Origin of the sequence: Streptococcus sp. HPH0090 (assembly GCF_000411475.1) — a bacterium.
Lineage (GTDB): Bacteria > Bacillota > Bacilli > Lactobacillales > Streptococcaceae > Streptococcus.
Window position 1 is genome coordinate 398,637 of record NZ_KE150464.1, and the last position, 22,491, is coordinate 421,127.

Consider the following 22,491-nt stretch of genomic DNA (forward strand, 5'->3'; position numbering starts at 1 on the left):
GTTAAAATCGTATGAAGTTTTCATACGATTTTTTGAGATAATGAAAGTATGGGAAATAGATGAATAAAGTTAAAGGTCTCTGTGTCCTTGATGTTGATGGGACACTGATAGAAGAAGAAGTCATTGATTTATTAGGCAAAGAGGCGGGTTGTGAAAAAGAAGTAGCTCAGATAACATCTCAAGCGATGAGAGGGGAATTAGACTTTGAATCAAGTTTAAAAAAACGTGTCTCTCTTTTAAAAGGAATTTCTACAGATGTTTTTGACAAGATATACTCGGAATTACACTTAAGTAAAAATGCTTCACAATTTATTAAAATTTTACAAGAAAATCAGATAGAAATTGGTTTGGTTTCAGGTGGATTTACTATCATCGTTGAAAAGTTAGCTAAAGAATTTGGAATTCCATTGTTTGTGGCAAATCAACTTGAGATTAGTGATGGACATTTAACTGGTAATCTAATTGATCCTGTTATAAGCAGAGAAGTTAAAGAAGAAACATTGGTCAGTTGGGCTAAAGAGTTAGAGGTACCTTTCGAGAGAACGATAGCTATCGGTGATGGAGCTAATGACTTAAAAATGCTTAAAATTGCAGGACTTGGTATAGCCTTTTGTGCCAGGGATATTGTGAAAAAGGAAATAAATCTTCAGGTAGATGAGAGAGATTTTGGGAAAGTTTTGGAAATGATAGATTTCTTTTAGATAGAAAGAGGAATCAAAATGAAAATTGTTATAGCACCTGACTCCTTCAAGGAGAGTCTACCTGCAAACCAAGTGGCTGAAGCTATTAAACGAGGCTTTAAAAAGGCACTACCTGATTCGGAATGTGTACTTTTGCCTGTAGGCGATGGAGGAGAAGGAACCGTTGCTGCTATAAAAAATTCTCTAGGTTTGGAAGAGAAAACAGTCCAGGTAACTGGACCTTTTGGTGATGAGGTACAAATGCCCTATTTTCAAAAAGGTCAACTAGCTCTATTTGAAGTTGCTGATTTGGTAGGCCTTGCTAAGATACCTTATGAAAAACGAAATCCACTAGAGATTCAAACAAAGGGAATTGGACAGCTAATTCTACATTTAATAGAGCAAGGTATAAAAAATATCTACATCGGTGTCGGTGGAACAGCCAGTAACGATGGGGGACTTGGAATTGCTGCAGGTCTCGGATATAAATTTTATGATGAAAATGGAATTGAACTGAAAGTTTGTGGCCAATCCTTGTTTAAAGTCAGTGAGATTTTGGATAGTCATGTTAGTCTCATTCCAGATGATATCCATATCAAAATTTTAGCGGATGTAACCAATCCCCTATGTGGACCTCATGGCGCCACCTATACATTCGGAAAACAAAAAGGATTAAACCCTGCTAAATTCCAAGATGTTGATATTGCTATTGAAAACTTTTACCACAAAGTTGCACCTGAAATTTTAAAATTAGAAGGTAGTGGTGCTGGTGGTGGGATTGCTGCAGGTTTGTGTGTCTTTGCTGATGCAGAGATTGTTTCTGGAATACAAACTTGTTTGGATTTGATAAACTTCGATGAACAGGTCGCAGATGCAGATCTCGTTATTGTTGGTGAAGGTAGATTGGACGCTCAAAGTTTTGCTGGTAAGGCTCCAATATGAGTAGCAAAAAGAACACCAAATGGTGTTCCGGTTATTGCTATTTGTGGGAGTTTGGCAGAGGACTTACCTCCTTTACCATTTGAGAATATTATCGCTGCTTTTTCTATACTAGAAAAAAGCGAACCATTAGAAGATAGTTTAAAAAATGCAGTAACTTATTTAGAAAATACTGCAACAAATATCGGTCAAATCTTATCATTGAAAAAGAGTTAACCAAACCATTTTTTCCAGAGAGAAGTCGGAGCTTTTTTCATCTCTTTTTCCTGCCACAAGTCTGAAAAGGCCTTTTTGAGGTCTTTTTCACTTGTTTGAACGGGAGCATCGCTATGGATAATGAGACCAAAAGGAGAAGAGTTGTGGTCTTCGGAAACGATGGTTGCTTGACATTCAGCTTCTTTGGCTTGTTTTAGATAAAAGACTTGTTTGTCAAATTCAACCTGAGGAGAAATTTTGACAAATAGAGGTTCAGTCTCTTTTTTAAAGGTTTCTAAAATTGTTAAAAATCCTTTTTGAAATTTATCATCATCGGCTGTTTCAAGGTCCGCGTATCCAAGGACACGTTCTTCAAATGTTCCGAGAAAACGTCTTTGTTCATCAGGATTTAATTTAAGACCACCATTGGCCTTTTCTAGGATTTGTTTAGATAGATCGGTCATAAATATAGTATATCACAAAAGTCTCAAGATAAAAGGGAAAAGAAAGCGATTACTTTATCAACTTAAGGAAAATTTGCACAAAGATAACGTTTTTTCTTGAAAAAGGACTCTTTTTAAGGTATCATAGAGGTGTAAAAAATTTAACTCAAAGGAGAGTAAAAAATGTCAATTATTACTGATGTTTACGCTCGCGAAGTCCTAGACTCACGCGGTAACCCAACACTTGAAGTAGAAGTTTACACTGAATCAGGTGCTTTCGGACGTGGTATGGTTCCATCAGGAGCTTCTACTGGTGAACACGAAGCAGTTGAACTTCGTGATGGTGACAAATCTCGTTACGGTGGTCTTGGTACACAAAAAGCTGTTGACAACGTAAACAACATCATCGCTGAAGCAATCATCGGCTACGATGTACGTGACCAACAAGCTATCGACCGTGCTATGATCGCACTTGACGGTACTCCTAACAAAGGTAAATTGGGTGCTAACGCAATCCTTGGTGTGTCTATCGCTGTAGCGCGCGCTGCTGCTGACTACCTTGAAATCCCACTTTACAGCTACCTTGGTGGATTTAACACTAAAGTTCTTCCAACTCCAATGATGAACATCATTAATGGTGGTTCTCACTCAGATGCTCCAATCGCTTTCCAAGAATTCATGATCGTACCTGCTGGTGCACCTACATTCAAAGAAGCTCTTCGTTGGGGTGCTGAAATCTTCCACGCTCTTAAGAAAATCCTTAAATCTCGTGGTCTTGAAACAGCCGTAGGTGACGAAGGTGGATTCGCTCCTCGTTTCGAAGGAACTGAAGATGGTGTTGAAACTATCCTTGCTGCTATCGAAGCTGCTGGTTATGTTCCAGGTAAAGACGTATTTATCGGATTTGACTGTGCATCATCAGAATTCTACGATAAAGAACGTCAAGTATACGACTACACTAAATTCGAAGGTGAAGGAGCTGCTGTACGTACTGCTGCAGAACAAATCGACTACCTTGAAGAATTGGTAAACAAATACCCAATCATCACTATCGAAGATGGTATGGACGAAAACGACTGGGACGGTTGGAAAGCTCTTACTGAACGTCTTGGCGGTAAAGTTCAATTGGTTGGTGACGACTTCTTCGTAACAAACACTTCATACCTTGAAAAAGGTATCGCAGAAGGTGCTGCTAACTCAATCCTTATCAAAGTTAACCAAATCGGTACTTTGACTGAAACATTCGACGCTATCGAAATGGCGAAAGAAGCTGGTTACACTGCAGTTGTATCACACCGTTCAGGTGAAACTGAAGATTCAACAATCGCTGACATCGCAGTTGCAACAAACGCAGGACAAATCAAGACTGGTTCACTTTCACGTACTGACCGTATCGCTAAATACAACCAATTGCTTCGTATCGAAGATCAACTTGGTGAAGTAGCTGAATACCGTGGATTGAAATCATTCTACAACCTTAAAAAATAAAATAGTTCAGTGAACTAATAGAAGCCCTTGGAGTTTTCCAAGGGCTTTTGTATATTATAAGACAAGGTCAAAGAAATTCAGTCTCGTTTTCGTATTCTAGAGATGAAAAAAGAGATTTTTAAACGTTTTTTTGGTATAATAATACCCAGGAAAAACTAGAGAAAGAAGGAGGTTGAGATGGAAAAGTATTTATCGGTAACAACTTTGACCAAGTATTTGAAAATGAAATTCGATAAAGACCCATACTTGGAGAGGGTCTATTTAACTGGTCAGGTTTCTAACTTTCGAAAACGTCCAACTCACCAATACTTTTCTCTAAAAGATGATCGTGCTGTTATCCAAGCAACCATATGGTCTGGTATCTATCAGAAACTTGGGTTCGACTTGGAAGAAGGCATGAAGATTAATGTAGTCGGCCGAGTTCAAGTCTATGAACCAAGTGGAAGTTATTCAATTATTATTGAAAAGGCAGAGCCGGATGGTGTCGGCGCACTTGCCCTTCAGTTTGAACAACTGAAAAAGAAGCTTTCAGAGGAAGGACTTTTTCAAGACCGCTTTAAGCAAGTGATTCCTCAGTTTGCAAACCGTATCGGGGTAGTGACAAGTCGTAGTGGAGCTGTTATCCAGGATATCATTACAACCGTAAGCAGACGCTTTCCTGGTGTGGAAATTGTCTTATATCCTACCAAGGTTCAAGGTGAAGGAGCGGCAGAGGAGATTGCCCGCAACATTGCTAAAGCTAATGAACGTGACGACTTAGATGTTCTGATTATTGGGCGCGGAGGTGGATCGATTGAGGATCTTTGGGCCTTTAACGAAGAAATTGTTGTCCGCGCTATTTTTGAATCACGCCTACCTGTTATTTCAAGTGTAGGGCATGAAACAGATGTAACCTTATCAGACTTTGTGGCTGATAAGAGAGCGGCAACACCCACAGCTGCAGCAGAACTAGCGACTCCTGTTACTAAGTTAGATCTTTTGACTTATCTGAAGAATCAAGAGAGACGTATGGCTACAGCTGTACAAAACACTTTATCTAAGAAAGAAAAAGCATTAAAAGTACTAAGTCAATCCGTTATTTTCAGGCAACCTGAACGCTTATATGATGGTTATTTACAACGATTGGATCAGTTACAATTACGTCTCAAACAAAGTATTAATACAGAACTTGTCAGACAACAACAAAAAGTCTTGGAACAAGTTCATCGTCTAGAGCAGTTATCACCAATCAATAAGGTTCATCGTTATCAGGACCGTCTACTCCAATTTGAAAAGTTACTTCGTAGTCAGATGGCAGTAGTTTATGATGCCAAGGTCTCCGAAGTCAAACGTTTGTCAGAAGCGCTACTCATGTTAGATACTAGTCGTATCGTAGCCAGAGGTTATGCGATTGTGAAAAAAGAGGATGCCGTAGTATCGTCAGCAAAAGATTTGAAGAAAACTGATCAAGTAACGTTAATGATGCGAGATGGTCAGGTAGAATTAGAGGTTAAAGATGTCAAAACAGAAGAAATTTGAGGAAAATTTAGCAGAACTTGAGACTATTGTTCAGAGCTTAGAAAATGGAGAAATTGCTTTAGAAGATGCCATTGCAGCTTTTCAAAAAGGAATGGTCTTATCAAAGGAATTGCAAGCAACACTTGATAAAGCAGAAAAGACATTAGTTAAAGTCATGCAAGAAGATGGAACAGAGAGCGAACTCGTATGAACAAGCAAGAAAAACTAGACTTGGTTGAGTCAGCGCTTGAGGAGTTTTATGGTGAGCAACAAATAGCTTCAAATCTTAGAGAAGCTGTTCTTTATTCTATTCATGCTGGTGGTAAACGAATTCGTCCTTATCTACTTTTAGAAGTTTTGGAATCTTTACAAGTATCTATCACACCAGCTCATGCTCAAGTTGCAGCAGCCCTCGAAATGATTCACACAGGTAGTTTGATTCATGATGATCTTCCTGCTATGGATGATGATGATTTTCGTCGTGGTCGTTTAACCAACCATAAGAAGTTTGGTGAAGCACTAGCAATTTTAGCAGGAGATGCCCTCTTTTTAGATCCTTATGCTTTGATAGCGCAGGCAGATTTGCCAAACGAAATTAAGGTAGATATAATAGCTTCTTTGTCACTTGCATCTGGAAGTATGGGAATGGTAGCTGGGCAAGTCTTAGATATGGAAGGCGAAGGAAAACACTTGAATTTAGAGGAACTTCGGACTATCCATGCTAATAAGACTGGTAAACTCTTAGCCTTTCCTTTTCATGCGGCAGGAATCATCGCTGGATTGGATACAACTATTCAAACAGCTCTTAAAATTGTTGGAGAGTTGATTGGTCTTGCCTTTCAAGTGAGAGATGATATTCTTGATGTTACAGCTAGCTTTGAAGAAATTGGTAAAACACCCCAGAAAGATTTGCAAGCTGAGAAATCGACCTATCCTGCTTTGTTAGGATTAGATGGAGCAAAAGTATTTTGTAACCAAACTTTGAATCAGGCTAATGCAAAACTGGAAGAGATTAGTCAGTTAGTCACCTTTGATAAGGAACCAATTGTAAAAATAGTAGAAAGTTTGAGAATCAATGGCTAAGGAAAGAGTAGATGTACTTGCCTACAAACAAGGTTTATTTGAAACGAGAGAACAAGCTAAGCGTGGCGTTATGGCTGGTTTGGTTGTTGCGGTTCTAAATGGTGAACGTTTCGATAAGCCGGGAGAAAAAATTCCAGATGATACTGAATTGAAACTCAAGGGTGAGAAGCTTAAGTATGTGAGCCGAGGAGGTTTGAAACTTGAGAAAGCCCTAGAGAAGTTTGATATATCAGTTGAAGGCAAAACGACCATTGATATTGGAGCTTCAACAGGAGGCTTTACGGATGTCATGCTTCAAAATGGAGCAAAATTAGTTTATGCAGTTGATGTCGGGACCAATCAGCTTGCTTGGAAATTACGCCAAGACTCTCGTGTTGTTAGCATGGAGCAGTTTAATTTTCGTTATGCTGAAAAGACTGATTTTGAACAAGAACCTAGTTTTGCAAGTATCGACGTGAGTTTTATATCATTGAGTCTTATCCTTCCAGCTCTACATAGAGTCTTAGCTGATCAAGGACAAGTTGTTGCCCTCATAAAACCACAGTTCGAATCTGGTCGAGAACAAATTGGGAAAAATGGGATTATTAGAGATGCTAAGGTTCACAAAAATGTTTTAGAATCGGTAACAGAAATGGCGGTCACAGAAGGATTTTCCGTCTTAGGATTGGATTTTTCACCTATACAAGGTGGTCATGGTAATATTGAGTTTCTTGCTTATTTACGTAAGGAAGAACACGCAAGCAATCAGGTGGTTTCTGAAATAGAACTACTAGTAGAAAAAGCACATAGAGAGTTTAAAGATGAATAAAAAAGAGAGACTTGAGAAGATTAGAAGATTTGTGACTGATTATCAAATCGGTACTCAGGAAGAAATCGTTGAGCATTTAAAAGAAGCAGGAATCACTGCTACTCAAGCAACTGTTTCACGAGATATCAAAGAACTAGGGATTGTGAAAATTCCATTGAAAGACAATACTTATGTCTATGAATTGCCAAAGTCAGTAGTCAAAAGTTTACAGTTGGCCGAAAATAATATTGAAAGCTTTGAGAGAATGGGAAATTTCATCAATTTGGATGTCATTCCTGGAAATTCAATTTTTGTTAAAAGTCAATTAACTCAAACATTTTCAGATAAGATTTTTAGCTGTTTAGCAGATGATAATTCCATTTTAATTGTAGCGCGAACTGAAGAAGCAGCTGTAGAAATTGTTGAACAAGTTAAAAAGTGGTAGGACCTTATGTTACTTGAAATTTCAATTAAAAACTTTGCCATCATTGAGGCTATTTCACTTAATTTTGAGAAGGGAATGACAGTTCTGACTGGGGAAACTGGTGCCGGGAAGTCTATCATCATCGATGCTATGAACATGATGCTGGGAGCAAGAGCAACAACAGATGTCATTCGTCATGGTGCACCTAAAGCAGAAATCGAAGGTCTTTTCTCAATCGAAAATAGTCTCCCCCTTCAAGAGATTTTTGATGAGCAAGGTATCGATTTAGGTGATGAAATCATCATTCGTCGTGAAATTTTACAAAACGGGCGCAGTGTTAGTCGAGTTAATGGACAGATGGTTAATCTTTCTGTTCTACGCGCAATAGGACAACATCTAGTCGACATTCATGGTCAGCATGACCAAGAAGAGTTGATGCGTCCACAATTACATATTCAGATGCTGGATGAGTTTGGTGATTCAGATTTCCTTGAACTGAAGCAATCTTATCAGACCAACTTTGATACCTACCGTCTAATGCGCAAGCAACTTCTTGAGATTAAGAAAAACCAAGAAGAACATAAGGCTCGTATTGAGATGTTGGAATTTCAAATGGCAGAGATTGAATCTGCAGCATTACAGCCAGGTGAAGACCTCAAACTCAATCAAGAACGCGATAAACTTTTGAATCATAAAAATATTGCTGATACGCTGACTAATGCTTACACCATGCTAGATAATGAAGAATTTTCAAGCCTGGCTAACGTGCGTTCTGCTATGAATGACATGGAAAGTTTAGAAGAGTTTGATGCAGAATACCGTGAAATATCAACCTCTCTATCAGAGTCTTATTATGTATTAGAAGATGTCACCAAACGTTTAGAGGATATTATAGAAGATTTAGATTTTGACGGCAATCGCTTGATGCAGATTGAGAGTCGTTTAGATCTCATACATGCCATTACACGTAAATATGGCGGAAATGTCGATGATGTCTTGTTGTACTTTGCAAAAATAACTGAAGAATACAATTTACTTACTGGTAATAATCTTTCTTCAGAAGATATGGAAGCAGAACTCAAGCACTTAGAAGTAAGTCTGGTTGATTTAGCAAGTAAACTTGCATCTGCTCGCCACAACTTAGCTCAACAATTAGAAATTGAGATTCAACAAGAGCTTAAAGACCTTTATATGGACAAGGCTCGATTTCAGGTTCAGTTTACTAAAGGAAAATTTAGTCGTGAAGGGAATGAGAGTGTTGAATTTTATATTTCAACCAACCCTGGAGAAGATTTTAAACCATTAGTAAAAGTAGCTTCTGGTGGTGAGTTATCTCGTTTGATGTTGGCTATTAAGTCTGCCTTTTCTCTTAAGGAAGGTAAGACTAGCATTGTATTTGATGAGGTAGACACAGGAGTTTCAGGTCGTGTAGCTCAAGCAATCGCTCAAAAGATTCATAAAATTGGTCAGAACGGACAAGTATTGGCTATTTCTCACCTTCCTCAAGTCATTGCAATCGCAGATTATCAGTTCTTTATTGAAAAGATTAGCAATGAGCATTCAACTGTTTCAACCGTTCGCCTGTTGACAGTTGATGAAAGAGTGGAAGAAGTTGCTAAGATGTTGGCAGGTGAAAATGTAACTGAAGCAGCACTTAGTCAAGCGAGAGAATTATTGCAAAGTAAGGAGAAATAAATGACAGACTATTATGTTATTGGAGATGTTCATGGAAAAGCAGGTATGCTTGAGGACCTTCTAAAAACATGGGATGGTAAGACTCAATTACTATTTCTTGGAGATTTGATTGATAGAGGTGAAGATAGTCGCCGAGTTCTAGAAATGGTCAAAGACTTGGTCGACAATCAGGGAGCTATTTGCTTGTCAGGGAACCATGAGTATATGTTTTTAACTTGGTTGGATAACCCTGAAGAAAGCTATGACCACTATCGTCGTAATGGTGGGGATACAACTATTAACTCTATTCTAGGTCGTCCCTTGGATGCACCAGTAGATGGTGTAGCAGACGCTAAGCGTGTTGAAACTGAAGCAACTGACTTAGTGGAGTTTATCCGTCAGATGCCTTTTGTGATTGAAACAGATAAATATATCTTTGTTCATGCTGGTATTGATTTGACTTTGGATGACTGGCATGATACTACAGATTACAAGAAAGTTTGGCTCAGAAAACCATTCCATGAAGCACCTAATCATACTGGTAAAACGATTGTCTTTGGACATACACCAGTCTATGGTTTACTGAATCAAGAACGCGGTACAGCGGAACTTTGGATTACAGAAGACGGTAAGATTGGAATGGATGGAGGAGCTGTTTACGGCGGTGTCCTTCACGGTATTGTCTTTACTGACCAAGGTATGACTGACCGCTATTTCATCGAAAATGATGGCTTTGTTGCCGAAGATTAGTACTCCTAGCAGGGTATGGTCTTGTCAAAATATTAAAAACATTTTATAATTAATAGATACCCTGAAAGGAAGAGAATCATGAACGTAGAAGACTTGAAAAAACGACAGGAGAAGATTCGTAACTTCTCTATTATTGCCCATATTGACCACGGGAAATCAACGCTAGCAGACCGTATTTTAGAGAAGACAGAAACAGTTTCTAGCCGTGAAATGCAGGCCCAACTATTAGATAGTATGGACCTTGAACGTGAACGTGGGATTACCATTAAACTCAATGCTATTGAGTTGAATTATACTGCAAAAGATGGCGAGACTTATATTTTCCACTTGATTGACACACCAGGACACGTGGACTTTACCTATGAAGTTTCACGTTCCCTTGCTGCCTGTGAGGGTGCTATCTTGGTAGTCGATGCTGCACAAGGGATTGAGGCTCAAACACTAGCTAACGTTTACCTTGCCTTGGATAATGATTTAGAAATCCTTCCAGTTATCAATAAGATTGATTTGCCTGCAGCAGATCCAGAGCGCGTGCGTACAGAAATTGAAGACGTCATTGGTCTAGATGCTAGTGAGGCTGTATTAGCTTCTGCAAAAGCTGGTATCGGTATCGAAGAAATTCTCGAGCAAATTGTCGAAAAAGTACCAGCCCCAACGGGTGATGTTTCAGCACCGTTAAAAGCCTTGATTTTCGACTCAGTATATGATGCTTATCGTGGAGTTATCCTCCAGGTTCGTGTTATGGATGGAGTTGTCAAATCAGGCGATAAGATTCAGCTGATGAGTAATGGTAAAACCTTTGATGTTACCGAAGTTGGTATCTTCACACCTAAAGCAGTGGGACGAGATTTCCTTGCGACAGGTGACGTTGGATATATTGCAGCATCTATCAAGACTGTTCAGGACACCCGTGTTGGTGATACAGTAACCTTGGCGACAAACCCTGCTTCAGAGCCACTATCTGGATACAAGCAGATGAATCCGATGGTTTTCGCAGGTCTCTATCCAATTGAGTCAAATAAATATAACGATCTTCGTGAAGCCCTTGAAAAATTGCAACTCAATGATGCTAGTTTGCAGTTTGAACCTGAAACTTCTCAAGCACTCGGCTTTGGTTTCCGTTGTGGTTTCCTTGGATTACTTCATATGGATGTTATTCAGGAACGTTTGGAGCGCGAGTTTAATATTGATCTGATCATGACTGCACCATCCGTTATCTACAAGGTCAATCAGACAGATGGTGAATCTATGGATGTATCGAATCCATCTGAGTTTCCTGATCCTACAAAGATTGCGACCATTGAAGAACCATATGTAAAGGCACAAATCATGGTACCACAAGAATTCGTTGGAGCAGTAATGGAACTAGCTCAGCGGAAACGTGGTGATTTTGTGACGATGGATTATATTGATGATAATCGTGTCAATGTCATCTATCAAATTCCGCTTGCTGAGATTGTCTTTGACTTCTTTGATAAGCTTAAGTCTTCGACACGTGGTTATGCAAGCTTTGACTACGAATTGTCAGAGTACCGCCCATCTAAACTGGTCAAAATGGATATCCTTCTCAACGGAGACAAGGTCGATGCCCTCAGCTTTATCGTTCACAAAGATTTTGCTTATGAACGTGGGAAACTTATCGTAGATAAACTTAAGAAAATCATTCCTCGTCAACAGTTTGAAGTTCCCATTCAAGCTGCAATTGGACACAAGATTGTAGCTCGTACAGATATCAAAGCTCTTCGTAAGAACGTTCTTGCCAAGTGCTACGGTGGTGACGTTTCACGTAAACGCAAACTTCTCGAAAAACAAAAAGCTGGTAAGAAACGCATGAAAGCTATTGGTTCAGTTGAAGTTCCTCAAGAAGCTTTCCTTAGCGTCTTAAGCATGGATGAAGAATAATTAATTTCTATCATTCTTTAGAATGAATCACAGTTATCTTTTGACACTTTTATTTACATACATTAAAATAGGGGTGAAAGGAGAAGCATTATGAAAAAAATCATCAGCTTATCTACGCTTTTAGTGTGTTGCTTAACTCTTGCTGCTTGTAATACTTCAAAAACTAAGAAAGAAGCAGCCTCAGATACAACAACAGTTCAGGAAACTACTACAGCTCAAGAAACAACAACTGTAGCCGAATCAACGATAAAAGATACCCAGGTAATTGGATCAGATGCTTATGGTTTTGTAAAGGTTCCAAAATCTTGGATTCATTTTACAGAAGTTGAGGGTGGTGATGATATTCAGTACTGTGATGGAACAGACATCAATATTGTAACTTTAAATACCTTTAAACCAGAGCATTTAGGTGTTAGCGAAAGCGAATATGCTGCTCTCGATACTGTTCAAGTTTCTACTAGTATCTATCAAACCAAACAACAGAGTAAGGACTTCTCAAAAGTATGGGGTTCTAAGTCAAAAATTGGTGGTTATGATGCCTATGTGGTAAACTGTATTGCTAAAAACGGAAAATATCTAGTTATCTATATCTTTAAATCAGATGATGGTAAGTTTAGATATGTTTCTCTAGAAGGAACACCTGAAGTATTGAAAGACATGATTCCGTTGGTAGAAGAAAGTTGGACAGCGAAGAAGAATTAAATCTAAAAACAGGATTATTATCCTGTTTTTTTATATCTTTTTAACCTTTAAAGAAAATGTATGAAACAAAATTGTTTACAATCAAACAAAAAAAATAAAAATCAAACAAAATACAACAAAAAATATTGACAACGGTTTCATATAGTGTTATACTTGTATCATAAAAGTTAAATATGAAGGGAGAAGGTCATGGGATTAGATCATTTCTTCAGCAAAGACTTAGTCTTTTGTCTAGAAGCAGATAATCAAGAGCAACTATTTGATCAAGTTGCAACCCTATTGGAAGAAAAGAAAGTTGTTACGGATACCTATCGATCGGCTTTGATTGAACGTGAAAAAATGTTCCCAACCGGTTTAGATATGGAATTTCTAGGGAAGGACTTGCCAAACGTAGCAATCCCTCACACAGATACGATTCATAATTTAACTGAAAATGTTGTTGTGGTTCGCTTACCAAAACCAGTAACATTCCACAATATGATTGCCCCTGACAAGGAAGTAGAAGTATCATTACTTTTCTTTATCATCAATAATTCAAGTTCAAGTCAAACAAATATTCTTGCTCAATTGATGGACTTCTTTACAGGTAATGGTCATCTAGAAGCACTATCTAAGCTTACTAATCCAGAAGCTCTGTACCAGTATATCTCAGAAGCAACTGCTTAAATTTATAAATATATAGAAATTAAAAAACGGAGGAAATCCAAATGATTAAAATTCTTGCTGCATGTGGTGCAGGTGTCAACTCAAGCCACCAAATTAAAAGTGCTCTAGAAGAAGAGCTTTCAAACCGTGGGTACGATGTAAAATGTGACGCAGTTATGGTAAAAGACGTCAATGAAGACTTGATTAAAGGTTATGATATCTTCACACCAATCGCTGCAACTGACTTAGGTTTTGACCCTGGTATCCCAGTAGTTGAAGCTGGACCAATCTTGTTCCGTATTCCTGCTATGAGCGCTCCAGTTTATGACAATATTGAAGCAGCAATCAAAGAACACGGATTAAGTTAAATATTATTTTGTAAGTTTCCATAAAAATAAAGGGAGGAAAAATTATGGACGTCATTATTAACATAGCCAATGAGGTCTTTAAACCTATTTTGGAAATGGGTGCACCAGTCATCATGCTGATCGTGTTGACACTCTTGGCTTTACTCTTTGGAGTGAAATTCTCCAAAGCGCTTGAAGGTGGTATCAAACTTGCCATCGCACTTACTGGTATCGGTGCTATCATTGGTATGCTGAATGGAGCTTTCTCTGCTTCTCTTGCAAAATTCGTTGAAAATACTGGTATTCAATTGAACATCACCGACGTTGGTTGGGCACCACTTGCCACAATCACTTGGGGTTCTGCCTGGACACTTTACTTCTTGCTCATCATGTTGATTGTCAACGTTGTGATGCTTGCAATGAAGAAAACTGATACACTTGACGTTGATATCTTCGATATCTGGCACTTGTCTATCACAGGTCTTTTGATCAAATGGTACGCTGACAACAATGGAGTTAGCCAAGGAGTTTCACTCTTTATCGCGACTGCAGCAGTTGTTCTTGTTGGGGTTCTTAAAATCATTAACTCTGACTTGATGAAACCTACATTTGATGACCTACTTAACGCACCAAGTTCATCACCAATGACTTCAACTCACATGAACTACATGATGAACCCAGTTATCATGGTTTTGGATAAGATTTTTGACAAACTTTTCCCAGGTCTTGATAAATACGACTTCGACGCTGCTAAACTAAACAAGAAAATCGGTTTCTGGGGATCTAAATTCTTCATCGGTTTCATCCTTGGTATCGTTATCGGTTTGATGGGAACTCCACATCCAGTTGCTGGTGTAGAAGGCGCTGATAAATGGGAACTTGTTATTAAAGGTTGGTTGTCACTTGGTTTGACTGCCGGTGTCTGCTTGGAGCTATTCTCTCTTATCGGTTCATGGTTCATCGCAGCCGTAGAACCACTTTCACAAGGTATTACAAACGTTGCTACTAAACGTCTTCAAGGACGTAAATTCAACATCGGTCTTGACTGGCCATTCATCGCTGGTCGCGCTGAAATTTGGGCTTGTGCCAACGTACTTGCACCAATCATGTTGGTTGAAGCAGTACTTCTTTCAAATGTCGGAAATGGTATCTTGCCACTTGCTGGTATCATTGCAATGGGTGTGACTCCAGCTCTCTTGGTTGTTACTCGTGGTAAATTACTCCGTATGATTATCTTCGGAACTCTCTTGTTGCCACTCTTCCTTCTTTCAGGTACACTTATTGCACCATTCGCAACAGAACTTGCTAAAGGTGTAGGTGCCTTCCCAGAAGGTGTGAACCAATCACAATTGATTACTCACTCAACTCTTGAAGGACCAATCGAAAAACTATTTGGTTGGGCAATTGGTAACGCTACAACTGGTGATATCAAAGCAATCCTTGGCGCATTAGTATTCCTTGTATTCTACGTTGGTATCTTTGCATGGTACAGAAAACAAATGATTAAACGTAACGAAGAATATGCAGCAAATGCAAAATAATTTGCTCCTAAAAATGTAAATTGTAAAAACTAGGTTGTCAGTTTCCACTATGGAGCAGTCAGCCTAGTTTTTTTAGAAAATTAGAGGGAAGACTTATGATTGTATTAAAATCAGATCAATTATGTGTTGAGTTTCAAACACTTGGAGGAGCGCTATCCTCTATAAAAGATAAAGATGATGTAGAGTATTTGTGGCAGGGGGATCCAACTTATTGGAGTGGTCAAGCACCTGTTTTATTTCCAATCTGTGGATCTGTTAGAAATGATACTGTCTTGTATGATCAAGAAGATGGTAGTCAAGTAAAAGGTAAAATTCCACGTCATGGGTTAGTTCGAAAAAAAGAATTTGACTTAGTAGAGCAAAAAGAAAATTCTGTGACCTTTGTTATTGAAGATACTGAGGAGATGTATGAGAATTATCCTTATCATTTCCGTTTAGAAATTACTTATACAGTCACTGGTAAAAAAATTCGTACAGAGTACAAAATATTCAATAAGGAATCTAAAAAGAGTATGCCATACTTTATTGGAGGACATCCTGGTTTTAATTGTCCTTTACTAGATAATGAGGTATATGAGGACTACTATCTTGAATTTGAGAAGCCTGAAACTTGCTCCGTTCCAAGACCTTTCCCAGAAACAGGGATGTTAGATTTCAAAGATAGAAGTTCTTGGTTAAAAAATCAAAAAGAGCTAGACCTAAATTATGATTTGTTTAGCTATGATGCTGTGACATTAGATGAGTTGGAATCTCGCACAGTAGCTTTGCGTTCACGAAAACATGATAAAGGTTTGAAACTAGATTTTAAAGAGTTTCCAAATTTAATCGTATGGTCAACTCTTAATAAAGGGCCTTTTATTGCCTTGGAACCATGGTCAGGTTTGTCTACTTCAATAGAAGAAGGAGATAGACTCGAAAATAAGAAGGATGTTCGTATATTAAATCCAGGTCAAATTGATAAAATTGGTTTCGATATCGAAATTTTATAAAAATAAACAAAAACAAACACAAATTGTTGACTTTTTCAATCAATAGTAGTATATTATGTTTATAAAGAACAATTTGTGTTTGTTTAAACAAAATGTTGTTCCAGTTTTTCTCTAATGAAAACTTGTTAAGAATGAAAATGATTGTTCATCCTTAACACAAAATATTGTCAATAAAACTACTGGTAGCTTTTTGAGGATGATGTTATCTGAATTCAAAAGTTTACTGGTCTATTATAAAAAAAAGGAGTATACAATATGGCTATTGTTATTGGTGCAGATGCTGCAGGTTTAAGATTGAAAGAAGTTGTAAAAGACTTCTTGGAAAAAGAAAACTTCCACGTAGTGGATGTTACAGCAGAAGGTCAAGACTTTGTTGATGTAACTCTAGCAGTTGCGGAAGAAGTCAAGAAAGAAGAACAAAACCTTGGTATCGTCATTGATGCTTATGGTGCAGGTCCGTTTATGGTTGCTACTAAAATCAAAGGAATGGTTGCTGCAGAAGTTTCTGATGAACGTTCAGCTTATATGACTCGCGGTCACAACAACTCACGTATGATTACGATGGGTGCTCAACTTGTTGGTGATGAATTAGCAAAAAACATTGCTAAAGGCTTTGTAAATGGTAAATACGACGGCGGTCGTCACCAAATCAGGGTCGACATGTTGAACAAAATGTGCTAATTTTGATATTGAAAGAAAGGTAAGATAAAATGAGAATTGCAATCGGATGTGACCACATCGTAACAAATGAAAAAATGGCTGTTTCAGAATTTTTGAAATCAAAAGGACATGAAGTTATCGACTTTGGTACTTATGACCATGCTCGTACCCACTACCCTATCTTTGGTAAAAAAGTTGGTGAAGCAGTAGTTAGTGGCCAAGCTGATCTTGGTGTATGTATCTGTGGTACTGGTGTAGGTATCAATAATGCTGTTAACAAGGTTCCTGGTGTTCGTTCTGCTTTGGTTCGAGATATGACAACAGCTCTATATGCAAAAGAACAATTGAATGCCAATGTTATCGGATTTGGTGGTAAAATCACTGGTGAGTTGCTCATGTGTGATATCATTGAAGCTTTCATCAATGCTGAATACAAACCATCAGAAGAAAACAAAAAATTGATCGCTAAAATCCAACACGTTGAAACTCATAACGATCATCAAACTGATGCCAACTTCTTTACAGAGTTCCTTGAAAAATGGGATCGTGGTGAATACCACGACTAAGAGGTGACTTATGATTTTAACAGTCACAATGAACCCATCCATTGATATTTCCTATCCTTTGGATGAATTAAAAATTGATACTGTAAACCGTGTTGTTGATGTTACGAAAACAGCTGGTGGTAAAGGTCTCAATGTTACACGCGTCCTATCAGAATTTGGTGATTCTGTAGTCGCAACTGGTCTAGTTGGTGGTAAACTGGGTGATTTTCTAGTTGAAAATATTGACGATAAAGTCACCAAGCGTTTCTTCTATATCCAAGGTGAAACACGTAACTGTATCGCTATTCTTCATGGTGATAATCAAACTGAAATTCTTGAAAAAGGTCCTGAGGTTCAAGAAAAAGAAGGACAAGATTTCTTGGCTTACTTCAAAGAACTTCTTAATACTGTAGAAGTAGTAGCTATTTCAGGTAGTCTACCAGCTGGACTCCCAGTTAATTATTATGCTAGTTTAGTGGAACTTGCTAACCAAGCCGGAAAACCAGTTGTCTTGGACTGTTCAGGAGCTGCTCTTCAGGCTGTTCTTGAATCACCACACAAACCTACGGTTATCAAACCAAATAATGAAGAATTATCTCAACTATTAGGAAGAGAAATTTCTAAAGATCTGGATGAACTAAAAGAAGTTCTACAAGAACCTTTTTTTGAAGGTATTGAGTGGATTGTCGTTTCTCTAGGTGCTAACGGTGCCTTTGCAAAACACGGGGATACTTTCTATAAAGTAGATATTCCAAAAATTCAAGTACTAAATCCAGTTGGTTCTGGTGATTCTACTGTAGCAGGTATTGCATCAGGTCTTTTCCATAAAGAATCTGATCAAGAATTGTTGACTAAGGCGAATGTTCTTGGTATGCTAAATGCTCAAGAAAAAATGACTGGTCATGTCAATATGGCTAACTATCAAAATTTATTTGACCAATTAATTGTGAAAGAGGTATAAAATGACTTTAACAGAAAATAAACGTGCTTGTTTGAAAAAACTCTCAGATGAAAATGGAATCATCTCAGCTCTTGCTTTTGACCAACGTGGTGCTTTGAAACGTTTGATGGCTCAATACCAAACAGAAGAGCCTACAGTAGCTCAAATGGAAGAACTCAAAGTTTTGGTAGCAGATGAATTGACTAAATACGCTTCATCAATGCTTCTTGACCCTGAGTACGGACTTCCAGCTACAAAAGCTCTTGATCCAAATGCAGGTCTTCTCCTTGCTTATGAAAAAACTGGATACGACACAACAAGCACAAAACGCTTGCCAGACTGCTTGGACGTTTGGTCTGCAAAACGTATCAAAGAACAAGGTGCAGATGCTGTTAAGTTCTTGCTTTATTACGACGTAGATAGCTCTGACGAACTCAACCAACAAAAACAAGCCTACATCGAGCGTATTGGTTCTGAGTGTGTAGCCGAAGATATTCCATTCTTCCTTGAAATTCTTGCTTACGATGAAAAAATTGCTGATGCAGGTTCTGCTGAATACGCTAAAGTAAAACCACACAAAGTTATTGGTGCTATGAAAGTCTTCTCAGTCCCACGCTTTAACATTGATGTTTTGAAAGTGGAAGTTCCAGTTAACGTTAAATACGTTGAAGGATTTGCTGAAGGAGAGGTTGTTCACACTCGTGAAGAAGCAGCAGCATTCTTCAAAGCACAAGACGAAGCAACAAATCTTCCTTACATCTATTTAAGTGCAGGTGTATCAGCTAAACTCTTCCAAGAAACACTTGTCTTTGCCCACGAATCAGGCGCAAACTTCAATGGTGTTCTTTGTGGGCGTGCAACATGGGCTGGATCAGTTGAGGCTTACATAAAAGATGGTGAAGCAGCGGCACGCGAATGGCTTCGTACAACTGGTTTTGAAAACATCGATGAACTTAATAAAGTACTTCAAAAAACAGCTACTTCATGGACTGAACGCGTATAAACTCTCTATGTTTGTCTTTTAAATCTACTAAATTTAAAAAAGTTAGATGAAAAGGTTTACAAAAACAAAATCTTGTGATATACTTAAATCACAAAATCATAAGAGTGAGTGTTACTAAGTAATATTAGGCATGATCACAGATGACTTAGAAAAATTTTTCTGAGTTCATTTGTGGTCATTTTTTATACTCATAATCTTAAATGGAAAGATAAGGAGGTCATCATGTATCGGATATTAAATCCAATGAACCATAATGTTTCTTTGGTACGTAACGATGAAGGTGAGGAGCTTGTAGTAATTGGAAAAGGAATTGCCTTTGGTAAAAAGAAGGGAGATTTGATTTCTGAGGATCAAGTTGAAAAAATCTTTCGAATGAAAAACGAGGAATCTCGAGAAAATTTCATGGCTTTACTTAAAGATGTTCCACTTGATTTTATTACGGTTACTTATGAGATTATAGATAACCTTTCAAAAAAATATCAATATCCTGTTCAAGAGTATCTCTACGTAACATTAACTGATCATATCTATTGTTCTTATCAAGCTATTAGTCAAGGGCGCTATAAGGATAGTAATTTACCTGATATTTCTACCAAGTATCCAACAGCTTTTCAAATTGCAAATGAAGCTTTTGAAATTTATCGTCAGAAACTGACAGAAAACCTTCCCGAAGACGAAATTATTCGTATAGCTTATCATTTTATCAACGCAGAAGGTGTGAATGAAGTCGAAGTAGTTGAGACGATTGATAAGAGAAAAGAAATTTTAAAAAGTGTTGAAAATGTTCTAAGAAGCTATGGTATTCAGAGAACACCAGATAATAATAATTTCTATGACCGCTTTATGATTCATCTAAATTATTTCTTGGATTACCTTGATCGTAGTCGCGATGATAATCAATCCTTGCTCGATATGGAAGAACATATAAAAAACACCTATCCAGAAGCATTCGAGATTGGTAGTAAAATTTATGAAGTTATTGCACAGGAAACGGGTGTTGACCTTTATAAGAGTGAACGAGTTTACCTTGTTCTACATATTCAACGTTTATTGTCATAATATTGCTAAAAATTATATAAGGAGAAATCTATCATGAATAGAGAAGAAGTAACATTGCTAGGTTTTGAGATTGTTGCCTATGCTGGCGATGCTCGTTCAAAACTCTTAGAAGCTCTGAAAGCTGCTGAAGCTAGCGATTTTGCTAAAGCAGAAGCTCTTGTTGAAGAAGCAGCAGGTTGCATTGCGGAAGCTCACAAAGCGCAAACATCTATGCTTGCTCAAGAAGCTACGGGGGAAGAAATTCCATACAGCATCACAATGATGCACGGACAAGATCACCTGATGACAACAATCTTGCTAAAAGATTTGATGCATCATTTAATTGAACTTTATAAAAGAGGAGCTAAACAATGAATAAGTTAATTGCCTTTATCGAGAAAGGAAAACCTTTCTTTGAAAAACTATCTCGTAATATCTATCTTCGTGCTATTCGTGATGGATTTATCGCTGGGATGCCAGTCATTCTATTCTCAAGTATTTTTATCTTGATTGCCTTTGTGCCTAATTCATGGGGATTTGTATGGTCTGATGATGTTGTAGCGCTTTTGATGAAACCATATAGCTATTCAATGGGTATTCTCGCACTTTTGGTAGCAGGTACGACTGCTAAGTCCTTAACAGACTCTGTTAACCGTAGCATGGAAAAAACCAACCAAATTAACTATATGTCAACTCTATTAGCTGCTATTGTTGGTTTATTGATGTTGGCAGCTGACCCAATTGAAGGGGGCTTTGCAACAGGTTTCCTCGGAACAAAAGGTTTGCTTTCAGCTTTCCTAGCAGCCTTTGTGACTGTAGCAATCTATAAGGTTTGTGTGAAGAATAATGTTACTATTCGCATGCCTGACGAAGTTCCACCAAATATCTCACAGGTCTTTAAAGATGTTATTCCATTTACGCTTTCTGTCGTTTCCCTATACGGTCTTGACTTACTTGCTCGTCAATTTGTTGGTGCAAGTGTAGCAGAATCAATCGGTAAATTCTTTGCCCCACTTTTCTCAGCAGCAGATGGTTATCTAGGTATTACCATTATATTTGGTGCTTTCGCCTTCTTCTGGTTTATTGGTATCCATGGACCTTCTATCGTTGAACCTGCTATTGCAGCTATTACTTATGCCAATGCTGAAGTGAATTTGAATCTTCTTCAACAAGGTATGCACGCTGATAAAATCCTTACATCTGGCACACAAATGTTTATCGTCACTATGGGTGGTACAGGTGCAACTCTTGTAGTTCCATTCATGTTTATGTGGTTATGTAAATCAAAACGTAATCGTGCCATCGGACGTGCCTCAGTAGTTCCTACATTCTTCGGTGTCAACGAGCCAATCTTGTTTGGTGCACCTTTAGTATTGAACCCAATTTTCTTTATCCCATTTATTTTTGCACCTATTGCAAACGTATGGATCTTCAAATTCTTTATCGAAACTCTTGGCATGAACTCATTTACTGCCAACCTTCCATGGACTACACCAGGACCTCTTGGTATTGTTCTTGGTACAAACTTCCAGTTCTTATCATTCGCTCTTGCAGCATTATTAATTTTAGTAGACACTGCTATCTACTATCCATTCCTCAAGGTTTATGATGAACAAATTCTTGAAGAAGAACGTTCTGGAAAATCAAATGATGAATTAAAAGAAAAAGTAGCAGCAAACTTTAATACAGCTAAAGCAGACGCAATTCTTGAAAAAGCTGGTGTAGAATCAGTACAAAATACAATTACTGAAGAAACAAACGTACTTGTTCTCTGTGCAGGTGGAGGAACAAGTGGACTTCTTGCTAATGCATTAAATAAAGCAGCAGCAGAATATAATGTTCCTGTTAAAGCGGCAGCAGGTGGGTATGGAGCACACCGTGAAATGTTGCCAGAATTTGACCTGGTTATTCTTGCTCCTCAAGTAGCTTCAAACTATGAAGATATGAAGGCTGAAACAGATAAACTTGGAATCAAATTGGCTAAGACTGAAGGAGCTCAATACATCAAGTTGACTCGTGATGGTAAAGGCGCTCTCGCATTCGTTCAGGCGCAATTCGATTAACGATAGGGACTGTGAAACAGTCTCCTATCGTAACGGAAATCGCTATGGCGATTTTCCTAATCGCTTTGTTAATTCGTCGGTAAAAATATATCGTTTTTACCTCCTCATGTCACAATTCGGTGGTTTGGAACAAGAAGTGAGATGGAGATGGATGGC

23 protein-coding genes and 1 pseudogene are annotated in these 22,491 nt (G+C 38.1%); 23 read left to right on the forward strand and 1 reads right to left on the reverse strand.

Features of this window, described 5'->3' with window-relative positions; translation table 11 throughout:
- Nucleotides 1-59 precede the first annotated feature (59 nt).
- Entirely contained in the window at nt 60-701 is a 642-nt protein-coding gene (gene serB / locus HMPREF1481_RS03950) for a phosphoserine phosphatase SerB (RefSeq protein WP_016465772.1), read from the forward strand.
- An 18-nt stretch (nt 702-719) separates the two neighbouring features.
- A pseudogene (locus HMPREF1481_RS10510) lies at nt 720-1,835 on the forward strand (glycerate kinase).
- Here the strand turns inward: HMPREF1481_RS10510 and HMPREF1481_RS03960 are convergent.
- Nucleotides 1,832-2,278: a DUF1694 domain-containing protein gene (locus HMPREF1481_RS03960; RefSeq protein ID WP_016465774.1), complete on the reverse strand. Its 447-nt coding sequence runs from the start codon at nt 2,276-2,278 to the stop codon at nt 1,832-1,834. The pseudogene HMPREF1481_RS10510 and the gene HMPREF1481_RS03960 overlap by 4 nt on opposite strands.
- 162 nt (nt 2,279-2,440) lie before the next feature.
- Here HMPREF1481_RS03960 and eno point away from each other — a divergent pair, with 162 nt between their 5' ends.
- The 21 genes from eno to HMPREF1481_RS04065 all read left to right on the forward strand — a co-directional run bounded on the left by eno (nt 2,441) and on the right by HMPREF1481_RS04065 (nt 22,335).
- Nucleotides 2,441-3,745, forward strand: coding sequence for a surface-displayed alpha-enolase (gene eno / locus HMPREF1481_RS03965; RefSeq protein ID WP_006151137.1), 1,305 nt, complete (start codon nt 2,441-2,443; stop codon nt 3,743-3,745).
- Between the two features lie 177 nt (nt 3,746-3,922).
- Complete coding sequence (gene xseA / locus HMPREF1481_RS03970) at nt 3,923-5,263, forward strand: exodeoxyribonuclease VII large subunit (RefSeq protein ID WP_016465775.1); 1,341 nt, start codon at nt 3,923-3,925, stop codon at nt 5,261-5,263.
- Entirely contained in the window at nt 5,241-5,453 is a 213-nt protein-coding gene (locus HMPREF1481_RS03975; RefSeq protein ID WP_016465776.1) for an exodeoxyribonuclease VII small subunit, read from the forward strand. Before xseA ends, HMPREF1481_RS03975 begins: the two co-directional genes overlap by 23 nt.
- Nucleotides 5,450-6,325 carry a polyprenyl synthetase family protein gene (locus HMPREF1481_RS03980; RefSeq protein ID WP_016465777.1) on the forward strand — a complete coding sequence of 292 codons (876 nt, stop codon included), beginning with the start codon at nt 5,450-5,452 and terminating at the stop codon, nt 6,323-6,325. The genes HMPREF1481_RS03975 and HMPREF1481_RS03980 overlap by 4 nt, the downstream gene beginning before the upstream one ends.
- Nucleotides 6,318-7,133 (forward strand): TlyA family RNA methyltransferase, encoded by an 816-nt coding sequence (locus tag HMPREF1481_RS03985; protein WP_016465778.1) that lies wholly within the window; start codon nt 6,318-6,320, stop codon nt 7,131-7,133. The genes HMPREF1481_RS03980 and HMPREF1481_RS03985 overlap by 8 nt, the downstream gene beginning before the upstream one ends.
- Nucleotides 7,126-7,557 carry an arginine repressor gene (locus HMPREF1481_RS03990; protein WP_016465779.1) on the forward strand — a complete coding sequence of 144 codons (432 nt, stop codon included), beginning with the start codon at nt 7,126-7,128 and terminating at the stop codon, nt 7,555-7,557. Before HMPREF1481_RS03985 ends, HMPREF1481_RS03990 begins: the two co-directional genes overlap by 8 nt.
- A gap of 6 nt (nt 7,558-7,563) precedes the next feature.
- Nucleotides 7,564-9,231: a DNA repair protein RecN gene (gene recN, locus HMPREF1481_RS03995; RefSeq protein WP_016465780.1), complete on the forward strand. Its 1,668-nt coding sequence runs from the start codon at nt 7,564-7,566 to the stop codon at nt 9,229-9,231.
- Entirely contained in the window at nt 9,232-9,960 is a 729-nt protein-coding gene (locus tag HMPREF1481_RS04000; RefSeq protein ID WP_016465781.1) for a metallophosphoesterase family protein, read from the forward strand.
- Nucleotides 9,961-10,038: 78 nt separating this feature from the next.
- On the forward strand, nt 10,039-11,862 hold the full coding sequence (gene lepA, locus HMPREF1481_RS04005) for a translation elongation factor 4 (protein WP_016465782.1): 1,824 nt from the start codon (nt 10,039-10,041) through the stop codon (nt 11,860-11,862).
- A 90-nt stretch (nt 11,863-11,952) separates the two neighbouring features.
- A complete protein-coding gene (locus HMPREF1481_RS04010; RefSeq protein ID WP_016465783.1) occupies nt 11,953-12,564 on the forward strand; it encodes a hypothetical protein in 612 nt (203 codons plus the stop codon).
- A 189-nt stretch (nt 12,565-12,753) separates the two neighbouring features.
- Nucleotides 12,754-13,230, forward strand: a complete 477-nt coding sequence (locus HMPREF1481_RS04015; protein WP_016465784.1) for a PTS sugar transporter subunit IIA — start codon at nt 12,754-12,756, stop codon at nt 13,228-13,230.
- Nucleotides 13,231-13,271: 41 nt separating this feature from the next.
- A complete protein-coding gene (locus HMPREF1481_RS04020) occupies nt 13,272-13,577 on the forward strand; it encodes a PTS sugar transporter subunit IIB (RefSeq protein ID WP_000590575.1) in 306 nt (101 codons plus the stop codon).
- A gap of 44 nt (nt 13,578-13,621) precedes the next feature.
- The gene (locus tag HMPREF1481_RS04025; RefSeq protein ID WP_006151120.1) at nt 13,622-15,097 is read left to right on the forward strand and encodes a PTS galactitol transporter subunit IIC; all 1,476 of its coding nucleotides are present in this window, start codon (nt 13,622-13,624) and stop codon (nt 15,095-15,097) included.
- 95 nt (nt 15,098-15,192) lie between these two features.
- Nucleotides 15,193-16,086 (forward strand): aldose 1-epimerase family protein, encoded by an 894-nt coding sequence (locus HMPREF1481_RS04030; RefSeq protein WP_016465785.1) that lies wholly within the window; start codon nt 15,193-15,195, stop codon nt 16,084-16,086.
- 255 nt (nt 16,087-16,341) lie between these two features.
- Nucleotides 16,342-16,767, forward strand: a complete 426-nt coding sequence (gene lacA, locus HMPREF1481_RS04035; protein ID WP_006148584.1) for a galactose-6-phosphate isomerase subunit LacA — start codon at nt 16,342-16,344, stop codon at nt 16,765-16,767.
- A gap of 29 nt (nt 16,768-16,796) precedes the next feature.
- Nucleotides 16,797-17,312 (forward strand): galactose-6-phosphate isomerase subunit LacB, encoded by a 516-nt coding sequence (gene lacB, locus HMPREF1481_RS04040; protein WP_001216925.1) that lies wholly within the window; start codon nt 16,797-16,799, stop codon nt 17,310-17,312.
- A gap of 10 nt (nt 17,313-17,322) precedes the next feature.
- Complete coding sequence (locus tag HMPREF1481_RS04045; protein ID WP_016465786.1) at nt 17,323-18,252, forward strand: tagatose-6-phosphate kinase; 930 nt, start codon at nt 17,323-17,325, stop codon at nt 18,250-18,252.
- Nucleotide 18,253: 1 nt separating this feature from the next.
- The gene (lacD, locus tag HMPREF1481_RS04050) at nt 18,254-19,234 is read left to right on the forward strand and encodes a tagatose-bisphosphate aldolase (RefSeq protein ID WP_016465787.1); all 981 of its coding nucleotides are present in this window, start codon (nt 18,254-18,256) and stop codon (nt 19,232-19,234) included.
- 222 nt (nt 19,235-19,456) lie between these two features.
- On the forward strand, nt 19,457-20,293 hold the full coding sequence (locus HMPREF1481_RS04055) for a PRD domain-containing protein (protein WP_016465788.1): 837 nt from the start codon (nt 19,457-19,459) through the stop codon (nt 20,291-20,293).
- 33 nt (nt 20,294-20,326) lie between these two features.
- Nucleotides 20,327-20,647: a PTS lactose/cellobiose transporter subunit IIA gene (locus HMPREF1481_RS04060; RefSeq protein ID WP_016465789.1), complete on the forward strand. Its 321-nt coding sequence runs from the start codon at nt 20,327-20,329 to the stop codon at nt 20,645-20,647.
- Nucleotides 20,644-22,335, forward strand: coding sequence for a lactose-specific PTS transporter subunit EIIC (locus tag HMPREF1481_RS04065; protein WP_016465790.1), 1,692 nt, complete (start codon nt 20,644-20,646; stop codon nt 22,333-22,335). The genes HMPREF1481_RS04060 and HMPREF1481_RS04065 overlap by 4 nt, the downstream gene beginning before the upstream one ends.
- Nucleotides 22,336-22,491 lie beyond the last annotated feature (156 nt).

Bases quoted from the DNA above. Each gene is read 5' to 3' on its own strand.
- serB (WP_016465772.1), top strand. From the start codon at position 60: ATGAATAAAGTTAAAGGTCTCTGTGTCCTTGATGTTGATGGGACACTG.
- HMPREF1481_RS03960 (WP_016465774.1), bottom strand. From the start codon at position 2,278: ATGACCGATCTATCTAAACAAATCCTAGAAAAGGCCAATGGTGGTCTT.
- eno (WP_006151137.1), top strand. From the start codon at position 2,441: ATGTCAATTATTACTGATGTTTACGCTCGCGAAGTCCTAGACTCACGC.
- xseA (WP_016465775.1), top strand. From the start codon at position 3,923: ATGGAAAAGTATTTATCGGTAACAACTTTGACCAAGTATTTGAAAATG.
- HMPREF1481_RS03975 (WP_016465776.1), top strand. From the start codon at position 5,241: ATGTCAAAACAGAAGAAATTTGAGGAAAATTTAGCAGAACTTGAGACT.
- HMPREF1481_RS03980 (WP_016465777.1), top strand. From the start codon at position 5,450: ATGAACAAGCAAGAAAAACTAGACTTGGTTGAGTCAGCGCTTGAGGAG.
- HMPREF1481_RS03985 (WP_016465778.1), top strand. From the start codon at position 6,318: ATGGCTAAGGAAAGAGTAGATGTACTTGCCTACAAACAAGGTTTATTT.
- HMPREF1481_RS03990 (WP_016465779.1), top strand. From the start codon at position 7,126: ATGAATAAAAAAGAGAGACTTGAGAAGATTAGAAGATTTGTGACTGAT.
- recN (WP_016465780.1), top strand. From the start codon at position 7,564: ATGTTACTTGAAATTTCAATTAAAAACTTTGCCATCATTGAGGCTATT.
- HMPREF1481_RS04000 (WP_016465781.1), top strand. From the start codon at position 9,232: ATGACAGACTATTATGTTATTGGAGATGTTCATGGAAAAGCAGGTATG.
- lepA (WP_016465782.1), top strand. From the start codon at position 10,039: ATGAACGTAGAAGACTTGAAAAAACGACAGGAGAAGATTCGTAACTTC.
- HMPREF1481_RS04010 (WP_016465783.1), top strand. From the start codon at position 11,953: ATGAAAAAAATCATCAGCTTATCTACGCTTTTAGTGTGTTGCTTAACT.
- HMPREF1481_RS04015 (WP_016465784.1), top strand. From the start codon at position 12,754: ATGGGATTAGATCATTTCTTCAGCAAAGACTTAGTCTTTTGTCTAGAA.
- HMPREF1481_RS04020 (WP_000590575.1), top strand. From the start codon at position 13,272: ATGATTAAAATTCTTGCTGCATGTGGTGCAGGTGTCAACTCAAGCCAC.
- HMPREF1481_RS04025 (WP_006151120.1), top strand. From the start codon at position 13,622: ATGGACGTCATTATTAACATAGCCAATGAGGTCTTTAAACCTATTTTG.
- HMPREF1481_RS04030 (WP_016465785.1), top strand. From the start codon at position 15,193: ATGATTGTATTAAAATCAGATCAATTATGTGTTGAGTTTCAAACACTT.
- lacA (WP_006148584.1), top strand. From the start codon at position 16,342: ATGGCTATTGTTATTGGTGCAGATGCTGCAGGTTTAAGATTGAAAGAA.
- lacB (WP_001216925.1), top strand. From the start codon at position 16,797: ATGAGAATTGCAATCGGATGTGACCACATCGTAACAAATGAAAAAATG.
- HMPREF1481_RS04045 (WP_016465786.1), top strand. From the start codon at position 17,323: ATGATTTTAACAGTCACAATGAACCCATCCATTGATATTTCCTATCCT.
- lacD (WP_016465787.1), top strand. From the start codon at position 18,254: ATGACTTTAACAGAAAATAAACGTGCTTGTTTGAAAAAACTCTCAGAT.
- HMPREF1481_RS04055 (WP_016465788.1), top strand. From the start codon at position 19,457: ATGTATCGGATATTAAATCCAATGAACCATAATGTTTCTTTGGTACGT.
- HMPREF1481_RS04060 (WP_016465789.1), top strand. From the start codon at position 20,327: ATGAATAGAGAAGAAGTAACATTGCTAGGTTTTGAGATTGTTGCCTAT.
- HMPREF1481_RS04065 (WP_016465790.1), top strand. From the start codon at position 20,644: ATGAATAAGTTAATTGCCTTTATCGAGAAAGGAAAACCTTTCTTTGAA.